The organism is Lysinibacillus xylanilyticus, assembly GCF_001183605.1.
Lineage (GTDB): Bacteria > Bacillota > Bacilli > Bacillales_A > Planococcaceae > Lysinibacillus > Lysinibacillus xylanilyticus.
Genome location: NZ_LFXJ01000005.1, coordinates 2,008,496 through 2,027,406, shown reverse-complemented (window position 1 = coordinate 2,027,406; position 18,911 = coordinate 2,008,496). Strand labels below are relative to the sequence as shown.

General features: G+C 38.1%; 20 protein-coding genes and 1 pseudogene. All 21 read left to right on the top strand.

The window, feature by feature from the left end:
* Nucleotides 1–118: 118 nt before the first annotated feature.
* The 21 genes and pseudogenes from ACZ11_RS12740 to ACZ11_RS12640 all read left to right on the top strand — a co-directional run bounded on the left by ACZ11_RS12740 (nucleotide 119) and on the right by ACZ11_RS12640 (nucleotide 18,870).
* Nucleotides 119–1,555, top strand: a complete 1,437-nt coding sequence (locus ACZ11_RS12740; protein WP_236690846.1) for a histidine kinase N-terminal domain-containing protein — start codon at nucleotides 119–121, stop codon at nucleotides 1,553–1,555.
* Nucleotides 1,548–2,126: an ANTAR domain-containing response regulator gene (locus ACZ11_RS12735; RefSeq protein WP_049666583.1), complete on the top strand. Its 579-nt coding sequence runs from the start codon at nucleotides 1,548–1,550 to the stop codon at nucleotides 2,124–2,126. Before ACZ11_RS12740 ends, ACZ11_RS12735 begins: the two co-directional genes overlap by 8 nt.
* Before the next feature lie 94 nt (nucleotides 2,127–2,220).
* Entirely contained in the window at nucleotides 2,221–3,483 is a 1,263-nt protein-coding gene (gene eutH / locus ACZ11_RS12730) for an ethanolamine utilization protein EutH (RefSeq protein WP_049666582.1), read from the top strand.
* Nucleotides 3,480–3,821 carry an ethanolamine utilization microcompartment protein EutS gene (eutS, locus tag ACZ11_RS12725; protein ID WP_049666581.1) on the top strand — a complete coding sequence of 114 codons (342 nt, stop codon included), beginning with the start codon at nucleotides 3,480–3,482 and terminating at the stop codon, nucleotides 3,819–3,821. The genes eutH and eutS overlap by 4 nt, the downstream gene beginning before the upstream one ends.
* A gap of 10 nt (nucleotides 3,822–3,831) precedes the next feature.
* Nucleotides 3,832–4,329 (top strand): EutP/PduV family microcompartment system protein, encoded by a 498-nt coding sequence (locus ACZ11_RS12720; RefSeq protein ID WP_049666579.1) that lies wholly within the window; start codon nucleotides 3,832–3,834, stop codon nucleotides 4,327–4,329.
* Between the two features lie 20 nt (nucleotides 4,330–4,349).
* The gene (locus ACZ11_RS12715; protein WP_049666577.1) at nucleotides 4,350–5,774 is read left to right on the top strand and encodes an ethanolamine ammonia-lyase reactivating factor EutA; all 1,425 of its coding nucleotides are present in this window, start codon (nucleotides 4,350–4,352) and stop codon (nucleotides 5,772–5,774) included.
* Nucleotides 5,775–5,779: 5 nt separating this feature from the next.
* Complete coding sequence (locus ACZ11_RS12710; RefSeq protein ID WP_049666575.1) at nucleotides 5,780–7,150, top strand: ethanolamine ammonia-lyase subunit EutB; 1,371 nt, start codon at nucleotides 5,780–5,782, stop codon at nucleotides 7,148–7,150.
* 9 nt (nucleotides 7,151–7,159) lie between these two features.
* Entirely contained in the window at nucleotides 7,160–8,194 is a 1,035-nt protein-coding gene (gene eutC, locus ACZ11_RS12705) for an ethanolamine ammonia-lyase subunit EutC (protein ID WP_049666574.1), read from the top strand.
* An 11-nt stretch (nucleotides 8,195–8,205) separates the two neighbouring features.
* Nucleotides 8,206–8,856 (top strand): ethanolamine utilization microcompartment protein EutL, encoded by a 651-nt coding sequence (eutL, locus tag ACZ11_RS12700; RefSeq protein WP_049666573.1) that lies wholly within the window; start codon nucleotides 8,206–8,208, stop codon nucleotides 8,854–8,856.
* Nucleotides 8,857–8,870: 14 nt separating this feature from the next.
* Nucleotides 8,871–10,361 carry an aldehyde dehydrogenase family protein gene (locus ACZ11_RS12695; RefSeq protein ID WP_049666571.1) on the top strand — a complete coding sequence of 497 codons (1,491 nt, stop codon included), beginning with the start codon at nucleotides 8,871–8,873 and terminating at the stop codon, nucleotides 10,359–10,361.
* A gap of 16 nt (nucleotides 10,362–10,377) precedes the next feature.
* Complete coding sequence (locus tag ACZ11_RS12690) at nucleotides 10,378–10,656, top strand: BMC domain-containing protein (protein WP_049666569.1); 279 nt, start codon at nucleotides 10,378–10,380, stop codon at nucleotides 10,654–10,656.
* Nucleotides 10,657–10,890: 234 nt separating this feature from the next.
* Nucleotides 10,891–11,481 carry a phosphate propanoyltransferase gene (locus ACZ11_RS12685; protein WP_049666567.1) on the top strand — a complete coding sequence of 197 codons (591 nt, stop codon included), beginning with the start codon at nucleotides 10,891–10,893 and terminating at the stop codon, nucleotides 11,479–11,481.
* A 12-nt stretch (nucleotides 11,482–11,493) separates the two neighbouring features.
* Nucleotides 11,494–12,360 (top strand): phosphate propanoyltransferase, encoded by an 867-nt coding sequence (locus tag ACZ11_RS12680; RefSeq protein ID WP_049666566.1) that lies wholly within the window; start codon nucleotides 11,494–11,496, stop codon nucleotides 12,358–12,360.
* Between the two features lie 39 nt (nucleotides 12,361–12,399).
* Nucleotides 12,400–12,684 (top strand): EutN/CcmL family microcompartment protein, encoded by a 285-nt coding sequence (locus tag ACZ11_RS12675; RefSeq protein ID WP_049666565.1) that lies wholly within the window; start codon nucleotides 12,400–12,402, stop codon nucleotides 12,682–12,684.
* A complete protein-coding gene (locus ACZ11_RS12670) occupies nucleotides 12,677–13,042 on the top strand; it encodes a BMC domain-containing protein (protein WP_049666562.1) in 366 nt (121 codons plus the stop codon). The genes ACZ11_RS12675 and ACZ11_RS12670 overlap by 8 nt, the downstream gene beginning before the upstream one ends.
* The gene (mdh, locus tag ACZ11_RS12665; RefSeq protein ID WP_049666561.1) at nucleotides 13,042–13,986 is read left to right on the top strand and encodes a malate dehydrogenase; all 945 of its coding nucleotides are present in this window, start codon (nucleotides 13,042–13,044) and stop codon (nucleotides 13,984–13,986) included. The genes ACZ11_RS12670 and mdh overlap by 1 nt, the downstream gene beginning before the upstream one ends.
* Nucleotides 13,987–14,384: 398 nt before the next feature.
* A pseudogene (locus ACZ11_RS12660) lies at nucleotides 14,385–15,217 on the top strand (MerR family transcriptional regulator).
* A gap of 24 nt (nucleotides 15,218–15,241) precedes the next feature.
* Nucleotides 15,242–16,246, top strand: a complete 1,005-nt coding sequence (locus tag ACZ11_RS12655) for a serine hydrolase domain-containing protein (RefSeq protein WP_049666560.1) — start codon at nucleotides 15,242–15,244, stop codon at nucleotides 16,244–16,246.
* Nucleotides 16,247–16,539: 293 nt separating this feature from the next.
* A complete protein-coding gene (locus ACZ11_RS12650; RefSeq protein WP_049666558.1) occupies nucleotides 16,540–16,980 on the top strand; it encodes a CcdC protein domain-containing protein in 441 nt (146 codons plus the stop codon).
* Nucleotides 16,981–16,986: 6 nt separating this feature from the next.
* Nucleotides 16,987–18,192, top strand: coding sequence for a sensor histidine kinase (locus ACZ11_RS12645; RefSeq protein WP_049666557.1), 1,206 nt, complete (start codon nucleotides 16,987–16,989; stop codon nucleotides 18,190–18,192).
* Between the two features lie 6 nt (nucleotides 18,193–18,198).
* Nucleotides 18,199–18,870 carry a response regulator transcription factor gene (locus tag ACZ11_RS12640; protein WP_049666555.1) on the top strand — a complete coding sequence of 224 codons (672 nt, stop codon included), beginning with the start codon at nucleotides 18,199–18,201 and terminating at the stop codon, nucleotides 18,868–18,870.
* The last annotated feature ends 41 nt before the right edge of the window (nucleotides 18,871–18,911 follow it).

Below are 18,911 nucleotides of genomic sequence, written 5' to 3'. Positions count from 1 at the left end.
AAATTATTAAAATTATTTATTTTTTATATTGAAAATAATTTTACAAAAGGTTTATAATAATGACAAAGAATTTCAAGAATAGTCAAAATCAATATTTGATTATTCCGTGATAGGGGGGTTGAGCCTGTCGAACATTCAATCTTTATGTCGAAAATATACAAGCTTATCTGCAACAGATGTAGAAAAGTTAATAGAAATAGAAGCTACTTTATCGTATTATGCTGAGTTGACAGATTGTTATATGTTCATAGATTGTATGTTGGAAAACTTACCACATGCAATTGTTGTGGCAGAGGCTTTCCCAAAAACAGAAAGTGGCTACGGCTTATACGAGAAATCTGTAATTGGAAAATTTGTATTTGAAAGCTTCGAACCAGCGGTATTTGCTGCGTTTAAAAATAAAGAAAAATCATCAATTACTAGGGCTATCACACAAGAAGGTATAACGGTTGAACAAAACGTTGTCCCTCTCTTTAATGACCAACAACAGGTTATTGCAGTGTTAATCCAGGAAAAAAAGGTGGAAACGCAAACAACGCCTAAAGATGATATTCGACATATGCCTTTTGCATTAATTGAGCATATTGTAGAGCCGAATTCTCAACCGATTCCAGTAGTTTCTGATTTGCTAGTGGAATCAATTATTCTCACAAATCATGAAAACAAAGTTATCTATAGCAATCCTGCGGGTTACCGATTTATATCGGAACTATCAGGTCTAGAACGTTTTGACAACGTTGCATTGAATAAGGTTTTACCTTTTTTACAGGAGGTCTATGATAAAGGCGATGATGTCTTTTTCTTAGAAATTACGATTGATCGTAAATCCTTTATTGTGAAGAAAATTCCTATTCGTGATCAAAACGATAAAGTAACACTCCTCATTATTCAAGATCTTACAGAGCTTAAACTGAAAGAAAATGAACTAATGATGAAAACATTTGCTATACGAGAAATTCACCATCGAGTGAAAAATAATTTACAGACAGTTACAAGTCTATTGCGCTTGCAAATGCGAAATGAATTGTCAGCTTCTAGTGCAAGTGCTTTTCAAGAGGCATTAAATCGAATATATAGTATTTCATCTGTTTATGAACTTATTTTAGAAAATGAGGATAACGCTGAAGAGAAAGTGGACGTTATCGCACTGTCTAAAAAAATTGGACATAAAATGGTTGGGACATCCAACACACCTTCTATTCAGTTAACCTTTCATGACGATAATGTACAGTTATTTTGTCATTCTAAAAAAGCTGTTTCGCTCGCGTTGATCATTTGTGAGCTACTGCAAAATGCACTGAAATATGCTTTTATTGGTCGTGAGGAGGGTACAATCGATATTCAATTTCAACAGGATGCTTCAACTATTTCACTTCATATTTCTGACAACGGCGTTGGAATGCAAGAGGTGAAGGCATCATTAGGAATGGAGATTATTACAAGGCTTGTTGAATATGATTTAGCTGGCACATTTTCAATTATCCCTAGCGAACAAGGTACACATACTCAAATTCAGTTCCCTGTAAGTGAGGAGGTATTTATCCTAAATGACTAGGAAAGTTATGATTGTCGAAGATGAGTCGCTTATTGCAATTGATTTGAAGTTTATGCTAGAGGATAATGGCTACGAAGTGGTAGCACAAGCGAATAATGGAGAATCAGCAATTGAGTTGGCTTTTACACATAAGCCACAGTTAATCTTAATGGACATTAAAATGCCAAAGCTAGATGGTTTAAAGGCAAGTAAAATTATTGAACAGCAGCTCGGTATACCGGTGCTATTTATATCAGCTTTTAGTGAAAAAGAATTGTTACTGTACATGAAGCAGGACAATATTTTAGGCTATGTTATGAAACCGTTTTCTGAGAGGAATGTCCTTCCAGCGTTGGAAGTGGCATTTCACCAGATTGATAAGTTCAACCGTCTGAACGGGGAATTGCTGCATAAACAAACAGAATTAGAAAAGCGAAAAATAATCGAACGAGCAAAAGGTTTGCTAATGCAATCAGAGAACCTTAGTGAGGACGAGGCTTATAAAAAAATTCGCAGTGAGAGTATGCAGACTCAACAGGAAATGGTGCTTATTGCAAGGCGCATTATCAATACATTACAAGTAAATAGTTAAAGCAAAGACGCTTTAAAGAGAATTCCTCTTTAATGCGTCTTTTTTTTAATAAATAACAAAATTTTTTAGCAAAACTAAAGGGGTGATGATAAGGATGGCAATGATAGGAACGGTTATCGTTTATATTATTATGACATGTGCAGTTTTAGGGGCAATCGGAGCAATTCGAGATGCTGAATATGGAATCGGTAAAGAGTTTATGAATGGTATTCATACGGTTGGACATATTTTTGTACCTGCTGCAGGGATCATGGCTGCTATACCTTACTTAACGTGGTTTATAAGTCATTTTATTAGTCCGATTTTTGAATTGATTGGTGCTGATCCAGCAATTGCAGCAACGACAATTTTAGCCTCGGACATGGGAGGATACCAATTAGCGAATGCGTTAAAAGAGTCTTATGAAGGATGGGTCATGGCTCTAGTTGTCGGATTTATGTCGGGGGCAACAATCGTGTTCTCTATTCCAATGGGTCTTGCCATGTTAGATAAGCGAGATCATAAATATATGGCTTTAGGTATTATGGCGGGTGTTTTAACAATTCCGATTGGAGCATTTATTTCTTCCATCATGATTGTGACGTTTAATACAGATGTTCGTGAAGTGATTAGTACAACAGCTGAACCAACATACGTGTTTGCCATTTCCGTTTTACAAATATTAATTAATTTATTACCTTTATTTATTTTCGTAGTGTTAATCGCGTTAGGTCTTAAACTAATTCCAAATGGCATGATCAAAGGCTTCATGATTTTTGGACGCGTGATGGATGCTGCTATCAAGCTTGTGCTAGTGTTCTCGATTGTAGAAATTTTCACAGGTATTTTTACAAAGATTTTCGGTGCATGGGGCTTTGATCCAATCATGGCAGATAAAGTCGATCAGTTCCGGGCATTAGAAACAGCTGGGTATATTGGTATTATGCTAGCGGGGGCATTCCCAATGGTGTACTTAATTAGAAAATATGCATCGAAACCTCTAGAAGCATTAGGTGGGAAATTAGGCTTATCATCAGTAGGAAGCGCAGGTCTTTTAGCGACAATTGCTAATATTTTAGCCATGTTTACACTCATTCGACATATGCCACCTAAAGATAAGGTTATTAACATTGCTTTTGGTGTTTGTTCAGCCTTCCTTCTAGGAGATCATTTATCGTTTACAGCTAACTTCCAACCGACAATTATTTTACCTGTTATTACAGGTAAGTTTTTAGCGGGTGTGATCGCTATTATTTTAGCCTATAAACTATCTGTTCCAACAGCTCTAAGGCTAGAGCAAGAGGATCGCAAGGCCGGCATTATTAAAGAAGGTGAATATTTAACAGATAAAAATCTTGAAAGAGGTGATGACGTGTGAGTGAAGAAAAGAAACGCTTTATTCAGGAGTTTGTGCCAGGTAAGCAACTAACATTGAGTCATCTAATAGCAAATCCTGATCCTGATATGTTTCAAAAACTGGGCATTCAAGAAGCGGGTGCACTGGGCATCATGACATGTACACCTAGTGAGACAGTTATTATCGCAGGGGACTTAGCAACAAAGGCAGCCAATGTAAGACTAGGATTTTTAGATCGCTTTACTGGCAGTCTCGTTATTGTTGGTAGTGTCTCAGAGGTTGAAATGGCGATGCAAGAGATCAATCGTTTTCTATCAGAGATGCTAGGCTATACGCCATCAAAAATAACTAAGTCATAGGATGTGCCATATGAAGAATCGAGTAATGATCATAGGTGGTGTGCAAGCAGGTAAGTCGACACTGATGAATGCGTTATTGGGGAAAGATGGACAAGCCAATAAAACACAGGCGCTCGTTTATGATGATTGGATTGTTGATACACCCGGAGAATATATAGAAAATCCGATGTATTACAGAAACATTATGGCAACATCGCTTGAAGTGACACATGTGATTTACTTGCAGGATGCTACTTCATCAAAGAGTGTTTTTCCTCCGCAATTTAGCTTAGGAATACCCAAAATACAAATTGGTGTCATTACAAAAATTGATGCACCCCATGCAGATGTAGAAAGAGCAATAACGTTATTACAAAATGTCATGACGCATGGTCCTATTGTGAAAACTTCTTCATGGCAAAAGCTTGGTATTGAGTTTATTGCGCCACTTATTCAGCTCAATTCTGAAGAAGAAATTCGTCAGTTTGTGAAGGATCGTGATAGTCCTTATCTCATGTATTGCCCGTAGTGGCGAGAGGGGAGAGTAAGTTGAAGACAGAAAAAATTTATAGTGCAGGCATTGATATTGGTACAAGTACAACAAAGATGGTTGTCAGTAGTTTTCTGTTGAAAAACGTTGCAGGTGTAACGCATGTGCCACGAATAGAAATTATTGAAAAAACGGTTTTGCATCAAAGTCCTATTATTAAAACACCGTTTATCAATAAAGAAATTATCGATATGGAAAAAATCGAGCAATTTATTTTTCAACAATATCAATTGGCCCAGATTTCACCAGCAGATATTTCAACCGGTGCCATTATCATTACAGGCGAATCTGCCACAAAGGAAAATGCTAGCGAGGTTGTTCATGCGATTTCAGATTCAGCTGGTCACTTTTTAGTTGCTACGGCTGGACCCGATTTGGAAGGCATTATTGCAGCAAAAGGCGCAGGTACCTTACAGCAATCTAAAAATACTGCCAAAATTATCGCTAACATCGATATCGGTGGTGGTACAGCAAATATTGCGGTAATGCAGTTTGGAGAAGTAATTGGTACATGTACATTGCATGTCGGTGGAAGACTTATAGAATTTAACAATGGCATTATCCAATCGATTTCACCACCCATAATGAAACTTATGGAGAAATGGTCAAACCCATTAAATGTTGGTGATTCAGCAGAAGATATCCGTGTCACACAAATAATCCAAGAATTAGTGGAAATAGTAGCGAAGATGCTAAGCGGACAATTAACAGACGAACAGCATCCATTATTGCTAGGACATTTACCAACTTGGGATAAACCGGTTGAAGCAATCGTTTTTTCCGGTGGAGTAGCTGCTTGTATTTATGAAGATGAATGTACAAATCGACAGTACGATGATATTGGAGAAAAGTTGGCAAAAAGTCTTTTACAGCATGAACAGCTAAAATCCTTTTTATGGCTAAAACCTGAGGAAACAGCACGGGCAACAGTGACTGGTGCAGGTACGCAAACAACTGAGATTAGTGGTGCAACGATCCAAGTAGATGCGGAAGCATTGCCTTTAAAAAATGTGCCTGTTTTCAATTGCCATATAGACACACACAGCAAAGAATTCGACTATGCAGTGAAAACAGCTGTTGCACAAGCTGATGCTCTATTTTCTATACAGGAGAATCGCTCTCCGTTTGCACTCTATTTTAGTCAGTTACCATATTTAAGCTTCCGGGATGTCCATACATTATGTGAGGCAATTTTGAAACACTTAGCGACGAGAAGCTCCAAGGAAATACCAATTATCATAGTCATTCAATCAGATTATGCAAAGGTTATTGGGCAAACGATACAAGCGATCAATCAAACAGTTCCCATCATTTGCATCGATCAAATCAAAGTAGAAACAGGTGATTATATTGACGTTGGGGAAGTACTACCATCTGGTGTTGTCCCCGTCGTTGTAAAAACACTTGCTTTCCACTCAAAGTAAGGAGGATGAATGTGAATCTATCGGTGATATTTGGTGGAGAAAAATATAATTTTAATTCATTAAAGGATGTAATGGCCAAGGCCAATGAAGAAAAATCAGGAGATCAGTTAGCTGGAATTGCAGCTGAATCTGTACAGCAGCGAATTGCGGCCAAAGCCGTATTAAGTGAGCTATTAGTGAAGGATATAAGAGAAAATCCGTTAGTTCCTCAAGAAAATGATGAAGTATCACGCATTATTGAAGGTGATATCAATGAGCAAATTTACGGAGAAATTAAAAACTGGAGCATCGAGCAGCTAAGAGAATATATTTTATCCAATGAAACAGGCGATCGTGAATTAAAACGATTAAGCAAGGGCATGAATTCAGAAATAATTGCGGCCGTTACAAAGCTGATGTCCAACTTAGATCTTGTCCATGCTGCCAATAAAGTAGAAATACTGTCGACTTGCAATATTACGATTGGACAAAAGGGCACACTGTCCTCGAGATTGCAGCCAAATCATCCAACAGACAATATTGACGGTATTATTGCCTCATTAAAAGAAGGATTGTCCTATGGTATTGGTGATGCAGTTATTGGTATTAATCCAGTAGATGATTCCGTTGAAAGTGTGAAAAAAGTATTACATGCGACAAAGGAGTTTATCAATGATTGGTCGATTCCTACACAAAACTGTGTATTAGCACACATTACAACACAAATGAAAGCCATTAAACAAGGTGCACCAGCCGATATGATTTTCCAAAGTATTGCTGGAACGGAAATTGCTAATCGTTCGTTCGGAATTTCTGCTGACCTAATAAGAGAAGCAGAGGAGCTTGTGAAAAAGCATGGAACAGGAACTGGCCCGAACTTATTCTACTTTGAAACAGGACAAGGTTCGGAGCTATCTGCTGAGGCACATATGGGCATTGACCAAGTAACACTCGAATCGCGTAATTATGGATTTGCTAGACATTTTAATCCATATATTGTGAATACCGTTGTAGGCTTTATTGGACCTGAGTATTTATACAATAACAAACAGGTAATACGTGCTGGCCTTGAAGATCATTTCATGGGTAAAATGCACGGACTCCCAATGGGCGTGGATATATGTTACACGAACCATATTAAGGCAGACCAAAATGATATTGAAGATTTAAGTGTTTTACTAACAGCAGCTGGTGTCAACTTTATTATCGCTGCAGCTATGGGCGACGATGTTATGCTGAACTATCAGTCAATGAGCTTCCATGATGTCGCAACATTACTTCAAACGTTTGGTAAAAAACCAGCTCCTGAATATCTAGCATGGTTAGAAAAAATGGGCATTTATGAAAATGGTCGTCTATCTGCAAGAGCTGGCGATTTATCTATATTTGAAAGGTAGGTGAGTCCATTGAATGAACAATTAGTATCGATGATTACACAGCTCGTTATGGAACAGATAGGCAACAAAGGGTCAGACAAATCTTCTCATGAACCAACTGTGCCAATAGAAGACAAAAAGGAAACACTAATTAAGTTTCACGATACGGTAGTTAATGCTAATTATGCTGCTGAAGAAGTAGCAAGTTCGAGCACAACAGAACAATCAAATGAACCATTAATTAAGCTTTATAACACTGAATCAAGTAATCATGAACAATCATATTACAGCGCAAGTAATGATGAATCGACTTATACTTCAGTACCTATCACAGAATTTAAATTTGAAGAGGACGAAGTGTCTGAAAGTGTTCAAGCTGCTAAAAAGCATACACCAGCAAGAATAGGCGTTGGCAGAGCTGGGACAAGGCCTAAAACTAAAACTTGGCTCAAGTTCCGACTCGATCATGCAGCGGCAGTAGATGCAGTATATGGAGAAGTGACAGAAGGGCTACTACAAAAGCTTGATGTCTTTCAAGTAACTACTAAAGTGACAGATAAGGAAGAATACATTACTAGACCGGATTTAGGTCGTCGTTTATCAGATGAAGCAAAGACACTTATCCAATCGGAATGTAAAAAAAATCCAAAGGTGCAAATCATTATTTCTAACGGATTAAGTGCAAGTGCGATTGAAGAAAATGTGCAAGATGTTTATTTAGCGTTACAGCAAAGTCTTGGCAATTTAAATATTGAAATAGGCACTACTTTCTATATTGATAAAGGGCGTGTTGCTCTTATGGATGAAATTGGCGAGCTTTTACAAGCAGAAGTGATCGTTTATTTAATTGGTGAGCGTCCTGGCCTTGTATCTGCTGAGTCAATGAGTGCCTATATATGCTATCAACCTAGAATTGGCACGGTAGAAGCTGATCGAATGGTCGTTTCGAACATTCATAAGGGTGGGATTCCGCCATTAGAGGCAGGTGCTTATTTAGGAACAGTAGTTCAAAAAATATTGCATTACAAGGCAAGTGGAGTAGGTCTTGTGGCAAAAGAAGGTTAGGGGGGCAAACAATGAATCCTCAAAAAATTATGGCAGAAATTTTGGCAATGCAAATCATTCCAAGAGTGAATAATGAATTAGCGGAGCAATTAGATTTAAAGCCATATCACAATAGTATTGGACTCGTAACTCTAACAATAGATGATGTTGCATATGTAGCGTTGGACGAAGCTACGAAAAAAGCAGATGTTGACGTTGTTTATGCAAAAAGCTTTTATGCTGGAGCTGCACACGCATCTGGTCCATTATCTGGTGAAGTCATTGGCATCATTGCTGGTAGCTCGCCTGATGAAATACGCAGTGGTTTCGATGCAATTCAGCAGAAAATCCAGTTTGATACGTATTTTGAAGCCATTCTTCAAAATGAAAACCACGCTCTTTTTGCACATACTGTAGCAAGCTGTGGTACGTATCTGGCTGAGCTAGCAAACGTTAAGGTTGGAACAGCCCTTGCTTATTTAATAGCACCGCCCCTTGAGGCTGTCGTTGGTTTAGATGCAGCATTAAAGGCAGCAGATGTAGAACTAAAGGTCTTCTTTGGTCCACCATCTGAAACCAATTTCGGTGGAGGTTTATTAAGTGGTAGCCAATCATCCTGCCAAGCTGCTGCAAATGCATTTAGAGAGGCTATTGAGAATTTAGCGAGAAATCCAGTTGTTTAGAAAGGAGGGGCTTTATGGCCACACTAGATAAAGATTTATTAGCAATTCAAGAAATGAGAGACGCTGTGAGACGTGCCAATATTGCACAGGCTGCTTACATGCAGTATTCACAGCAACAAGTAGATAATATCGTCAAGGCTGTTGCGGATGCCGCATTTAAAGAGGCAGAACGTTTGGCAAATATGGCCGTTCAGGAAACAGGAATGGGCATACCTAATCATAAAAAAATGAAAAATGAGGTAGCCTCTAGAGATGTCTATGAAGATATAAAAGATTTGAAGACTGTTGGTGTCGTTGGTTTCGATCGAATGAAGAAAGTTACAGAGATTGCTAGTCCGTTTGGAGTAATCGCGGGCATTGTACCAACGACAAATCCAACATCAACAGCAATCTTTAAAACACTTATCTCATTGAAAACTAGAAATGGTCTCGTACTAAGCCCACACCCATATGCGGTTGATTGTACAAAAGAAGCTTTAGATATTTGTAGAATAGCTGCAGAAAAAGCAGGCGCACCAGAAGGATTGCTACACTGTTTAACAATGTCTTCTATGGAAGCTACGCAGCAATTAATGAAGCACCCAGATATTCACTTAATTTTAGCGACTGGTGGCGGTGCTCTAGTAAAAGCGGCCTATAGTTCAGGCAAACCTGCTTATGGTGTAGGACCAGGAAATGTCCCAGCTTACATTGAAAAATCTGCGAATATATCCAAATCTGTTCGCCAGCTTGTACAAAGCAAGTCTTTTGATAACGGCACAATTTGTGCTACTGAGCAATCAATAATCGTAGATAAAGTCATTGCAGAGCAAGTTTTATCAGAGTTAAAGAAAAACAATGCGTATATTTTGAGCGATGAAGAGAAGGTGAAGATGGAGAAGCTTATTTCTCCTGTACCAGGGAAGGTAAATCCTCAAATTGTAGGTAAATCAGCAGCTTGCTTAGCAGATTCTATCGGAATTACCGTGCCGGAAGATACAAAAGTACTTGTTGGTATGGAAACGATGATCGGCAAGAACATTCCATTTTCTCTTGAAAAACTATCACCGATATTTGCGTTATATACAGTTGAGGACAGCACAGAGGCAAAACAAGTGATGATTGATTTACTAAACATAGGTGGACGCGGACATTCTTGCTCGATTCATACAGAGAATACAGCTTTAGCCGAACAGTTTTCAGTCGATTTACCAGTGTCCAGAATTGTTGTCAATACATTATCATCTATTGGCGCAGTTGGTGGAACTACTGGATTGGCACCATCCTTTACATTAGGGTGTGGTACGTTTGGTGGCAATATTACGTCCGATAACATTACAGCGAGACATTTATTAAATATTAAACGTATGGCTTATGGCATTAAAGATGTAGAAGTGCCAAAACCAGAATTCTTAGTACAACCAGTTGTAGAGAATATCAAGGCACAAGATCCATCTTTGGATACAGCCGTAGTTCAACAAATTGTTGATCAAGTATTAAAACAAATAACATTACAAAATAAATAATTTGGAGGAATGACAAATGAGTACAGCATTAGGAATGGTAGAAACAAAAGGATTAGTAGGAGCAATTGAAGCGGCGGATGCAATGGTGAAGGCTGCTAGCGTAAATTTAGTAGGAAAAGTACATGTTGGTGGCGGTATTGTCACTGTATTAGTTCGTGGTGATGTAGGAGCAGTAAAAGCAGCTACTGATGCAGGTGCAGCAGCGGCACAACGTGTTGGAGAACTTCTATCAGTTCATGTAATCCCACGCCCACACCATGAAATAGAATTAATTTTACCAAAAGCAGAAGCTTAATTTTATTTCAGTCCGAACAAAAGCGACGGAAAGAAGAGCAGTAGTGACGGAAAGAGAAGCCAGAGCGACGGAAGGAAATTCGAAACGACGGAATGAAGAACCGAAGTGACGGAAAGAAAAGCCAAAGCGACGGAAAGAACATCATAAACGGAAGGGCAGGATGTTACACATTGCGCTTCATCCTGCTTTCATTCCCTAGAACAATATAGCAAAAAAGATATAGAGGTGGCTAATTTGAATACAGCGACAAAAACATTTCCTGTGGCCATTTCAGCTCGTCATATACATGTCAGTGAAGAGGATTTACAGGCACTTTTTGGTCCGAATGCAGCATTAACGAAGGATTTTGATCTTTCGCAGCCAGGGCAGTTTGCAGCCAAAGAGCGTGTCTCTATTGAGGGACCAAAAGGTGTTCTTCACAATGTACGTGTACTAGGTCCAGTAAGAGCGGCAACACAGGTGGAAATTAGTCGAACAGATGCAATGAAATTAGGATTAACCCCTCCTTTGAGACAATCGGGTGATATCGAAAGTTCAGCTGGCATTAAATTAATCAATCAAGAAAAAGAAATAATCATTAAGCAGGGAGTTATTATTGCACAGGCACATATTCATATGACGGAAGAAGACGCATCAGCATTGGACGTCCAAAATAATGAATTAGTATCTGTTGAAGTTGATAGTGAGCGACCTGTGACATTTCGTGGGGTTGTAGTTCGTGTATCAAACGATTTCAGTCTAGAGATGCATATTGATACAGATGAAGCGAATGCGGGCTTTATTGAACAGCAAGCACAAGGAAGAATTATCAGATCATTGACATAAGGAGGAGGTTAGATGCAGGAAAATTTAATCCAAAAAATTGTTGAAGAAGTATTGCAGCAAGTTTTAAAAGATCAGCCTTCCTCTCAACATGACGGAAAAATCCCTATTGGTGTATCAGCACGACATGTACATCTTGCTCAAGCGGAAGTGGAGCAGCTTTTTGGTGAGAATTATCAATTAACACCGAAGTTTGAGCTTTCACAGCCAGGACAGTTTGCTGCTGAGGAAACAGTTGTTATTGCTGGACCAAAGGGTTCTATTGAGCGGGTACGCATTTTAGGTCCAGCACGTTCATTATCTCAAGTAGAAATTAGCTGGACAGACGCGATGAAATTAGGGGTTAAGCCACCTTTAAGGGTATCAGGAGATATAAAAGGCTCTAGCCCTGTTACACTTATTGGTCCAAAGGGCAGTGTCGTGCTAAATGAGGGACTCATTATTGCACAAGCACATATTCATATGTCGCCGTCTGACAGTGCTCGGTTCCAAGTAGTGGACGGACAATCGGTACAAATTAAAGTAGAAGGTATAAGACCGATTATTTTCTCAAATGTAATGATTCGCGTTTCAGAGCGTTATCGATTGGAGATGCATATCGATACAGATGAGGCAAATGCCGGTTTAATCCAACAAGGTGCATTTGCGGAAATTGTCAATGTTCAAGCTATGGAACAAATGAATGTCAAAGAACTTCCGCCAGTCGTAAGTCAGGCTGAAAAACCAGTAAGCTATCAATTTGATAAGAAACTACTTTCGCAAGTAGAAGTGCTTGAAATAGAGGCACAGGAAATTGTGGTTCCTAAAAAAACAATTGTGACAGCATTGGCGTATGACAAAATACGAGAGCTGAATAAGACGTTAACAATTCGCTCTGAGTAATTTTAGTATAGTCCATGCAGGATAAAGAGGGTGAAGTTCATGCAGATGGGAAGAGTGATAGGGAGTGTATGGGCAACACGCAAAGAAGAAGGGTTGAATGGCTTAAAATTATTAATCATTCAACCAATCGATTCCAATCATCAGCCGATTCGTACAGAATTTGTAGCAGCTGACCGTATCGGGGCAGGAATTGGAGATGATGTGCTCATTACAAGTGGTGGATCATCCCGTTATATTATGAAAGAAAATCCGTTGCCCATCGATGCGGTTGTTATAGGTATTATTGATTCTACTGAAGTGATGCGAGGTGAAGAGAATGAGTAGCGCTATTGGAATGATTGAAACAAAAGGATTAGTAGGCTCTTACGAAGCTGCTGATGCGATGATTAAGTCATCGGATGTAACTATCGTCAAGCAAGAGTTCGTCGATGGTGGGATTGTGACAGTAGTCGTAAAAGGTGATGTTGGTTCTGTCCAGGCGGCAGTAGAAGCTGGAAAAGTAGCTGCAATGCGCGTTGGAGAACTATTAGGCGCTCACGTAATTCCGCGGCCAGATGAAGATGTTTTTCAAATGATTAAAGGACCAGAAGCACCAAAGAAAAAGCCAGCATCAACTCCAACATCGACGCGTGCTAAAAAAACGACGGAAACAACAGCTACTGAAAATCGAGGTGAGGCTTAATGACATTTCGAAAAAGTAAAATCGCTGTTATTGGAGCTGGTCATACTGGTGCAACTTTAAGCTTATTTTTAGCCCAAAAAGAGCTAGGAGATGTTGTCCTGTTAGATATTCCAGAAGCGGAGAATCCGACAAAAGGAAAGGCGCTGGATTTATTACAAACAGGACCAATCGAAAAGTTTAATGTTTCTATTAAAGGAACGAGCAATTATGAGGACATAGCTGGAGCAAATATTGTCATTATTACAGCTGGTATTCCTCGTAAACCAGGCATGAGCCGAGATGATTTAGTGACGACGAATGCAAAAATTATTCAACAAGTATCTAGACAAATAAAACATTATGCTCCGAACAGCATAGTCCTTATATTAAGCAATCCAGTCGATGCCATGACATATGTTTGCTATAAGGAAACAGGCTTTCCAAAAAATCGTATCATCGGTCAATCAGGTGTGTTAGATACAGCACGTTTTAATACATTTGTAGCACAAGAACTGCAAATTGCGCCAGAGGATGTATCAGGATTCGTCTTAGGTGGACATGGCGACGAAATGGTCCCTTTAATTCGATATTCCTATGCTGGAGGTATCCCATTAGAAAAACTGATTCCTCAAGACAGACTACAGCAAATCGTAGAACGTACACGTAAAGGTGGCGGAGAAATTGTTGGTTTGTTAGGCAATGGTAGTGCTTATTATGCGCCAGCCGCTGCATGTGCACAGATGGTTGAAATCATCATGAAAGATCAACGTAAAATAATTCCTTCTATCGCACTTTTAGAAGGAGAGTACGGTTACCACGAATTATTTTTAGGTGTACCGACAATATTAGGTGGCAATGGCATTGAATCAGTTATTGAATTGCACCTGACAAATGAAGAAAAAGCGGCGCTCCATCAATCGGCAGAAGCCGTTAAACAAGTATTGACACTTTGTCAAAACATTTAACTTCTTTGATATGTAGGATCCCCAACTATGTATTTGTTGTTATAAAATTTAGCTCGTAAAAATGTTTGATTGGAAACCGAACATTGTACTTAATAGCTAGTTAAAATTTTCTATATTTATATAGAATAAGAAGCTCTCCTTGATCGTGAAAACGACGAGGAGAGCTTCTGTTTGTTAAGGCCCCCCTATCTAGCTATAAGAATAAATTATGCGGGTACAATTCAAAATCTGGACGTATTGTTTATCTGAAGCGATAGTTTTAACTACTTTCAGCAAATGCCTTCTGTAGCGAAAGCTAATTATTTATCCCAAGGGGAAATTGATCGTTGACTTTGTCCTTAGGGGAAGGTGTATAAATGAATTGTAGCAAGTAACAAATCTATGAGTGAGGTGGTTTTGTGCTATCAATTGGAGAATTCTCGAAGATATGTGGTGTCTCGACAAAAACACTTCGATATTACGATGAAATTGGATTAATTAACCCAGATGAGATAAATGCTGAAAGCGGTTATAGGTATTATTCTATCGAACAACTAAAAAGGATGCTAGGATGCTTTATATCAATCGGTTAAAATCGTATCATTTTTCTCTTGAAGAAATTAAAACTATGCTGGAATTAGAAGAGGACCAATCTGAAGAAAAGCTTTGTTCGGCGCTTAACCTTAAGAGAAATGAGATGCAAGAAAAACTAAAGGCTTTTGAATATCTTGTAAAACAACTAAGTCATGATATTGCAAGCTTAGAAAAGGGGATACCGATCATGTCGTACCTTGACGCTATCGAAGTACAGTTGGTTGAAACAAAGCCAATGAATATCCTTCATAAGCGACTGATAATGAGCAGTGATGACTATGCATCGGGATATGGTAACCATTTTAGCAAGCTATATGAAAAGATTGCGACGGAGCAGCTCACTTTACTTGGTAAGCCGATGACGATTTACCACAGCCCTGAATTTAATCCTACTGGTAATGATACTGAGTTCGCTATTCCAATAGCTGAGTCTGTCAAAGGAACGAGGGACTTACCTGTTAGCCTCTGTGCTAAATCTGTTTTAAAAGGGGCTTATCCAGAATTAACATCTGTCTATGCTAATTTAATGAAGTGGATCGAAAACGAGGGTTATGAATTGATATTGCCGCCATATGAAATATATGTAACAGATCCACGTCAAGTAAACTCCCCTGAGGATTACATTACGGAGGTATATTTTCCTGTAAAGAAAAAATGACAAAACGACCATTAGGAGGTTCCTATGCAAACAACAATAAATCGGCACACGGTAAAGCCTGAAAGCATATATATGAACAATGAAAAGCTTTCCAAGCTAGAGCACACGATAAAAAGTGATTATAACAATATAAATGGTATTGTAATAATTAGAAATGGTAATTTAGCATATGAAAAATATTTTAATGGGAAAAGTCCTGATGATTGTCACCACGTAGCATCTGTAACCAAAAGTGTACTATCTGCACTTATAGGCATCGCTATCGATAAAGGATATATTAAAAGCATTGAAGAAAAGGTGTTAGATTTTTTCCCTAAATATATTTCTGATGCTAATAAGCAGAAACAACAGATTACTATACGACATCTTCTCACGATGACAGTACCTTATCCATATGAGGATTGGCATGAGCCTCTAGATATTCTATGTCAACAGCAGGATTGGATAAAATATACACTTGATATTATAGGTGAAAATGGGGAATTAGGCGCTTTTAAATACTCCACAGCTGGAGCACATTTATTGTCAGCTATTCTTACTGAAAGTACTGGCAAGAGTGCACGAGCGTTCGCTAATGAACATTTGTTTACACCGCTTGGCATGAAAGAAATTCCTAACAATAAAATGAACGCTTATGGGTTTGATGATTTATTCGGGAAAAACGTTAAGGGGTGGGTACATGATCCAAACGGTCATTCGACAGGTGGATGGGGACTAACATTAACTACTCGTGATATGGCACGATTTGGCTACCTTTATTTAAACAATGGCGTTTGGGATCATAAAAGGGTTCTCTCAGAGACATGGATTCGTGAATCAACAGAGATGAACCATAATAATTACGGGTATTTATGGTGGCTACGACAAGAAGATGGACTGACTACATTTTCAGCACTAGGTGATGGTGGCAATATGATTTGTTGTATACCACAAATGAATATGGTTGTGGCAATTAGTTCAGAATTCATCATGAATCCACGAGATATGTGGCCATTCATTAAAGAGTATATAATCCCAGCGGTAATATAAATTTTAGGTTGTACATAAAAGAGAAAGAAGAACCAATCTTAAAAGTAAATTTATCCTCTCCGAGTGGAAATGGAAAGGTGGCTAAAGTCATTTACATTCCTAATTGGAGAGGTTTTTTCAATGAGAGGACGAATATTATTGAAATAACGATTTAGTCGTTTCTCAGGTGCTTCTTTGGCACTACATCTACAGATGGATAGTAGTTCAAAAAATCAATCCAAAAATGGACTATTTTTATTTTCTTTTCAATTATAATTTCATTAAGAATTTATAAAATAAAGAGAGGGAAAGAAATGAGTAGCTACCTGGTTGTCTTTGTTGTCATTATTCTTCTTATGTTAAGGGAGAAACAAATTAGACCAACTCGAATGTGGATAACACCGATTTTGTTAATTTGGATAATGTGTAGTTCTATATTAAATTCAGATAAATTAACGCCAATAAGCTTTATTTTGTATTTCATTTGTTTAATAATTGGCTTAGGTATAGGGATATGGAGAGGAAAACTAGAAAAAATTCGTGTTAATCATGAAAGAGGAATCGTAACTTCACAAAGTTCTGTCGCTGGAGTTATTGTATTTCTTGGCATTCTTCTTTTGCGTCTACTTGCAGCAAATTGGGGGAAAGAGCATGCTTTAATAGCATTAACGAATGCTCTTATGTTTATACCGCTTGGTAGTGTATGTGCTCGTCGGTATATTATTTATATGAGATACAAACAACTTACGGGATGAAAAAATATGAATTTAAAAAGTTTCTTACACAATCAAATGAGAAGAGTTTTTTTTAACTTATTATTGTTATGTATTTTAATAAAAAATATAAATGCTGTTACCGTACCGAACTTAATATTTGCTATGGTAATTTTCACACTGTATTCGGTTCTTCTATGGTTACCGAATACAGTGAGTAGTACAAAACGCATTTTTATGGGATCCATGGTATTGATATTAATAGCATTTTTCTGGGGAGGTTTTGGAGAAGATCGGGCAGCAATTGTCTTAATGTTTTATCTTATAGGATATGTTGCACTACGACTACCAGATAAAATATCCCTTATTTTTGCTACTATAGTGATTGCTACAAACGTAATAATTTTACTCGAATTTGAACATAGCACGATGGATGATATATTTACACTTTTTATTGCCCATGCAGGAATGTTTGCGATTTTTCGAAGTGCTCGTATTAGACGTGAAGCGAATGAATTAAAGGCTCATCACTTTAAAGAATTACAAGAAATCCATACACAGTTAGAGTCTGCACATAAAGAACTCCAACAAGCACATAAGGAGTTAGAAGATTCTACAGTCCAATCTTTACGCTATGCAGTGCTTGAAGAAAGGACCAGAATTGCTAGAGATATTCATGATAGTATTGGACACGGTCTTACGTCCATCATTGTTCAATTACAAGCCTTTCCTTATATCATGAAGGCAGATTCCTCAGAAATTGATAAAACGTTACAAACGGTTTTAGAAATAACTCGTGGGTGTTTAACGGAAGTACGAACAGTTGTACATCAAATGGCACTAGATGATGAAGGAATAGGTTTGATTGCTTTGCAAAGCCTAATCAAACAAGTTCGAGAGCATAGTGGGTTAAATATCAAATTCACGATCACTGATGAAATTACAGAATGGAAACTGGAAACTTGTGAGCCGCTTTATCGAATTTTGCAAGAAGCATTGACGAATGTTATTCGCCATGCTGAGGCAACGAACGTTGAAGTAACAATTTTTAATAATGAAGCGAATATAATAATGAGCATTGAGGATAATGGGAAATTTACAGAACAAACACAATTCAAACCTGGATTTGGATTGTCTGGGATAAAGGAACGATGTCAAAAAGTAGGCGGATCTTGTCTAATCCAATCACGTGATCCTCATGGTTTAGCTTTAATAGTAAAAGTGCCAAAGAAGATAGCGGTATTTGAAAGGTGAAGAAATATGAAGAAAAATCTAATTCGTGTAGCGATTGTAGATGATCAAAAATTAATACGTCATGGATTGAGTTACATTATTAAAGCTCAAGAAGATATGGAGGTTGTGGGTGAAGCGGCAAATGGAAGTGAAGCTGTAGATCTAGTTAAGAGTACTGTTCCTCACGTTGTATTAATGGACGTTCAAATGCCAGAAAAGAGTGGTATTGAAGCAACTCGTGAAATTTTAACAGCATTTCCGGATATAAAAGTAGTCATCCTTACAACGTTTGATTTAGAAGAATATGTTTATGATGGTATTCGTTCAGGCGCAGTGGGATATTTACTTAAAGACGCAACACCAGATGAACTTATTGATGCAATAAGGGCCGCATACCGAGGAGAAGCAATTTTTCGTACTTCTATAGCGGCAAAGGTTATGGCCAAAGCGATTAAATCAACGAATGAAGATGTTGAAACGAATAAAGCAAAAATAGAGATGTTTGAGATGTTCACCGAACGTGAGCTTGAAGTTCTCCAACAAATGGCGTACGGATTAAAAAACGAAGAAATTTCCAACGTACTTCATATTAGTGAGAGCACAGTTAAGACGCATGTTCATCGTATTCTACAAAAAATTGGTGCAGAGGATCGAACGCAAGCTGTTGTATATGCTATTCGTAATAGAATAGTTTTATAGCAAAGTTGAAGCTATAAATAGAACAAAAAATAAAATTTGAG

Bases quoted from the DNA above. Each gene is read 5' to 3' on its own strand.
- ACZ11_RS12735 (WP_049666583.1), top strand. From the start codon at position 1,548: ATGACTAGGAAAGTTATGATTGTCGAAGATGAGTCGCTTATTGCAATT.
- eutH (WP_049666582.1), top strand. From the start codon at position 2,221: ATGGCAATGATAGGAACGGTTATCGTTTATATTATTATGACATGTGCA.
- ACZ11_RS12720 (WP_049666579.1), top strand. From the start codon at position 3,832: ATGAAGAATCGAGTAATGATCATAGGTGGTGTGCAAGCAGGTAAGTCG.
- ACZ11_RS12710 (WP_049666575.1), top strand. From the start codon at position 5,780: ATGAATGTGAATCTATCGGTGATATTTGGTGGAGAAAAATATAATTTT.
- eutL (WP_049666573.1), top strand. From the start codon at position 8,206: ATGAATCCTCAAAAAATTATGGCAGAAATTTTGGCAATGCAAATCATT.
- ACZ11_RS12695 (WP_049666571.1), top strand. From the start codon at position 8,871: ATGGCCACACTAGATAAAGATTTATTAGCAATTCAAGAAATGAGAGAC.
- ACZ11_RS12690 (WP_049666569.1), top strand. From the start codon at position 10,378: ATGAGTACAGCATTAGGAATGGTAGAAACAAAAGGATTAGTAGGAGCA.
- ACZ11_RS12680 (WP_049666566.1), top strand. From the start codon at position 11,494: ATGCAGGAAAATTTAATCCAAAAAATTGTTGAAGAAGTATTGCAGCAA.
- ACZ11_RS12675 (WP_049666565.1), top strand. From the start codon at position 12,400: ATGCAGATGGGAAGAGTGATAGGGAGTGTATGGGCAACACGCAAAGAA.
- ACZ11_RS12670 (WP_049666562.1), top strand. From the start codon at position 12,677: ATGAGTAGCGCTATTGGAATGATTGAAACAAAAGGATTAGTAGGCTCT.
- mdh (WP_049666561.1), top strand. From the start codon at position 13,042: ATGACATTTCGAAAAAGTAAAATCGCTGTTATTGGAGCTGGTCATACT.
- ACZ11_RS12655 (WP_049666560.1), top strand. From the start codon at position 15,242: ATGCAAACAACAATAAATCGGCACACGGTAAAGCCTGAAAGCATATAT.
- ACZ11_RS12650 (WP_049666558.1), top strand. From the start codon at position 16,540: ATGAGTAGCTACCTGGTTGTCTTTGTTGTCATTATTCTTCTTATGTTA.
- ACZ11_RS12645 (WP_049666557.1), top strand. From the start codon at position 16,987: ATGAATTTAAAAAGTTTCTTACACAATCAAATGAGAAGAGTTTTTTTT.
- ACZ11_RS12640 (WP_049666555.1), top strand. From the start codon at position 18,199: ATGAAGAAAAATCTAATTCGTGTAGCGATTGTAGATGATCAAAAATTA.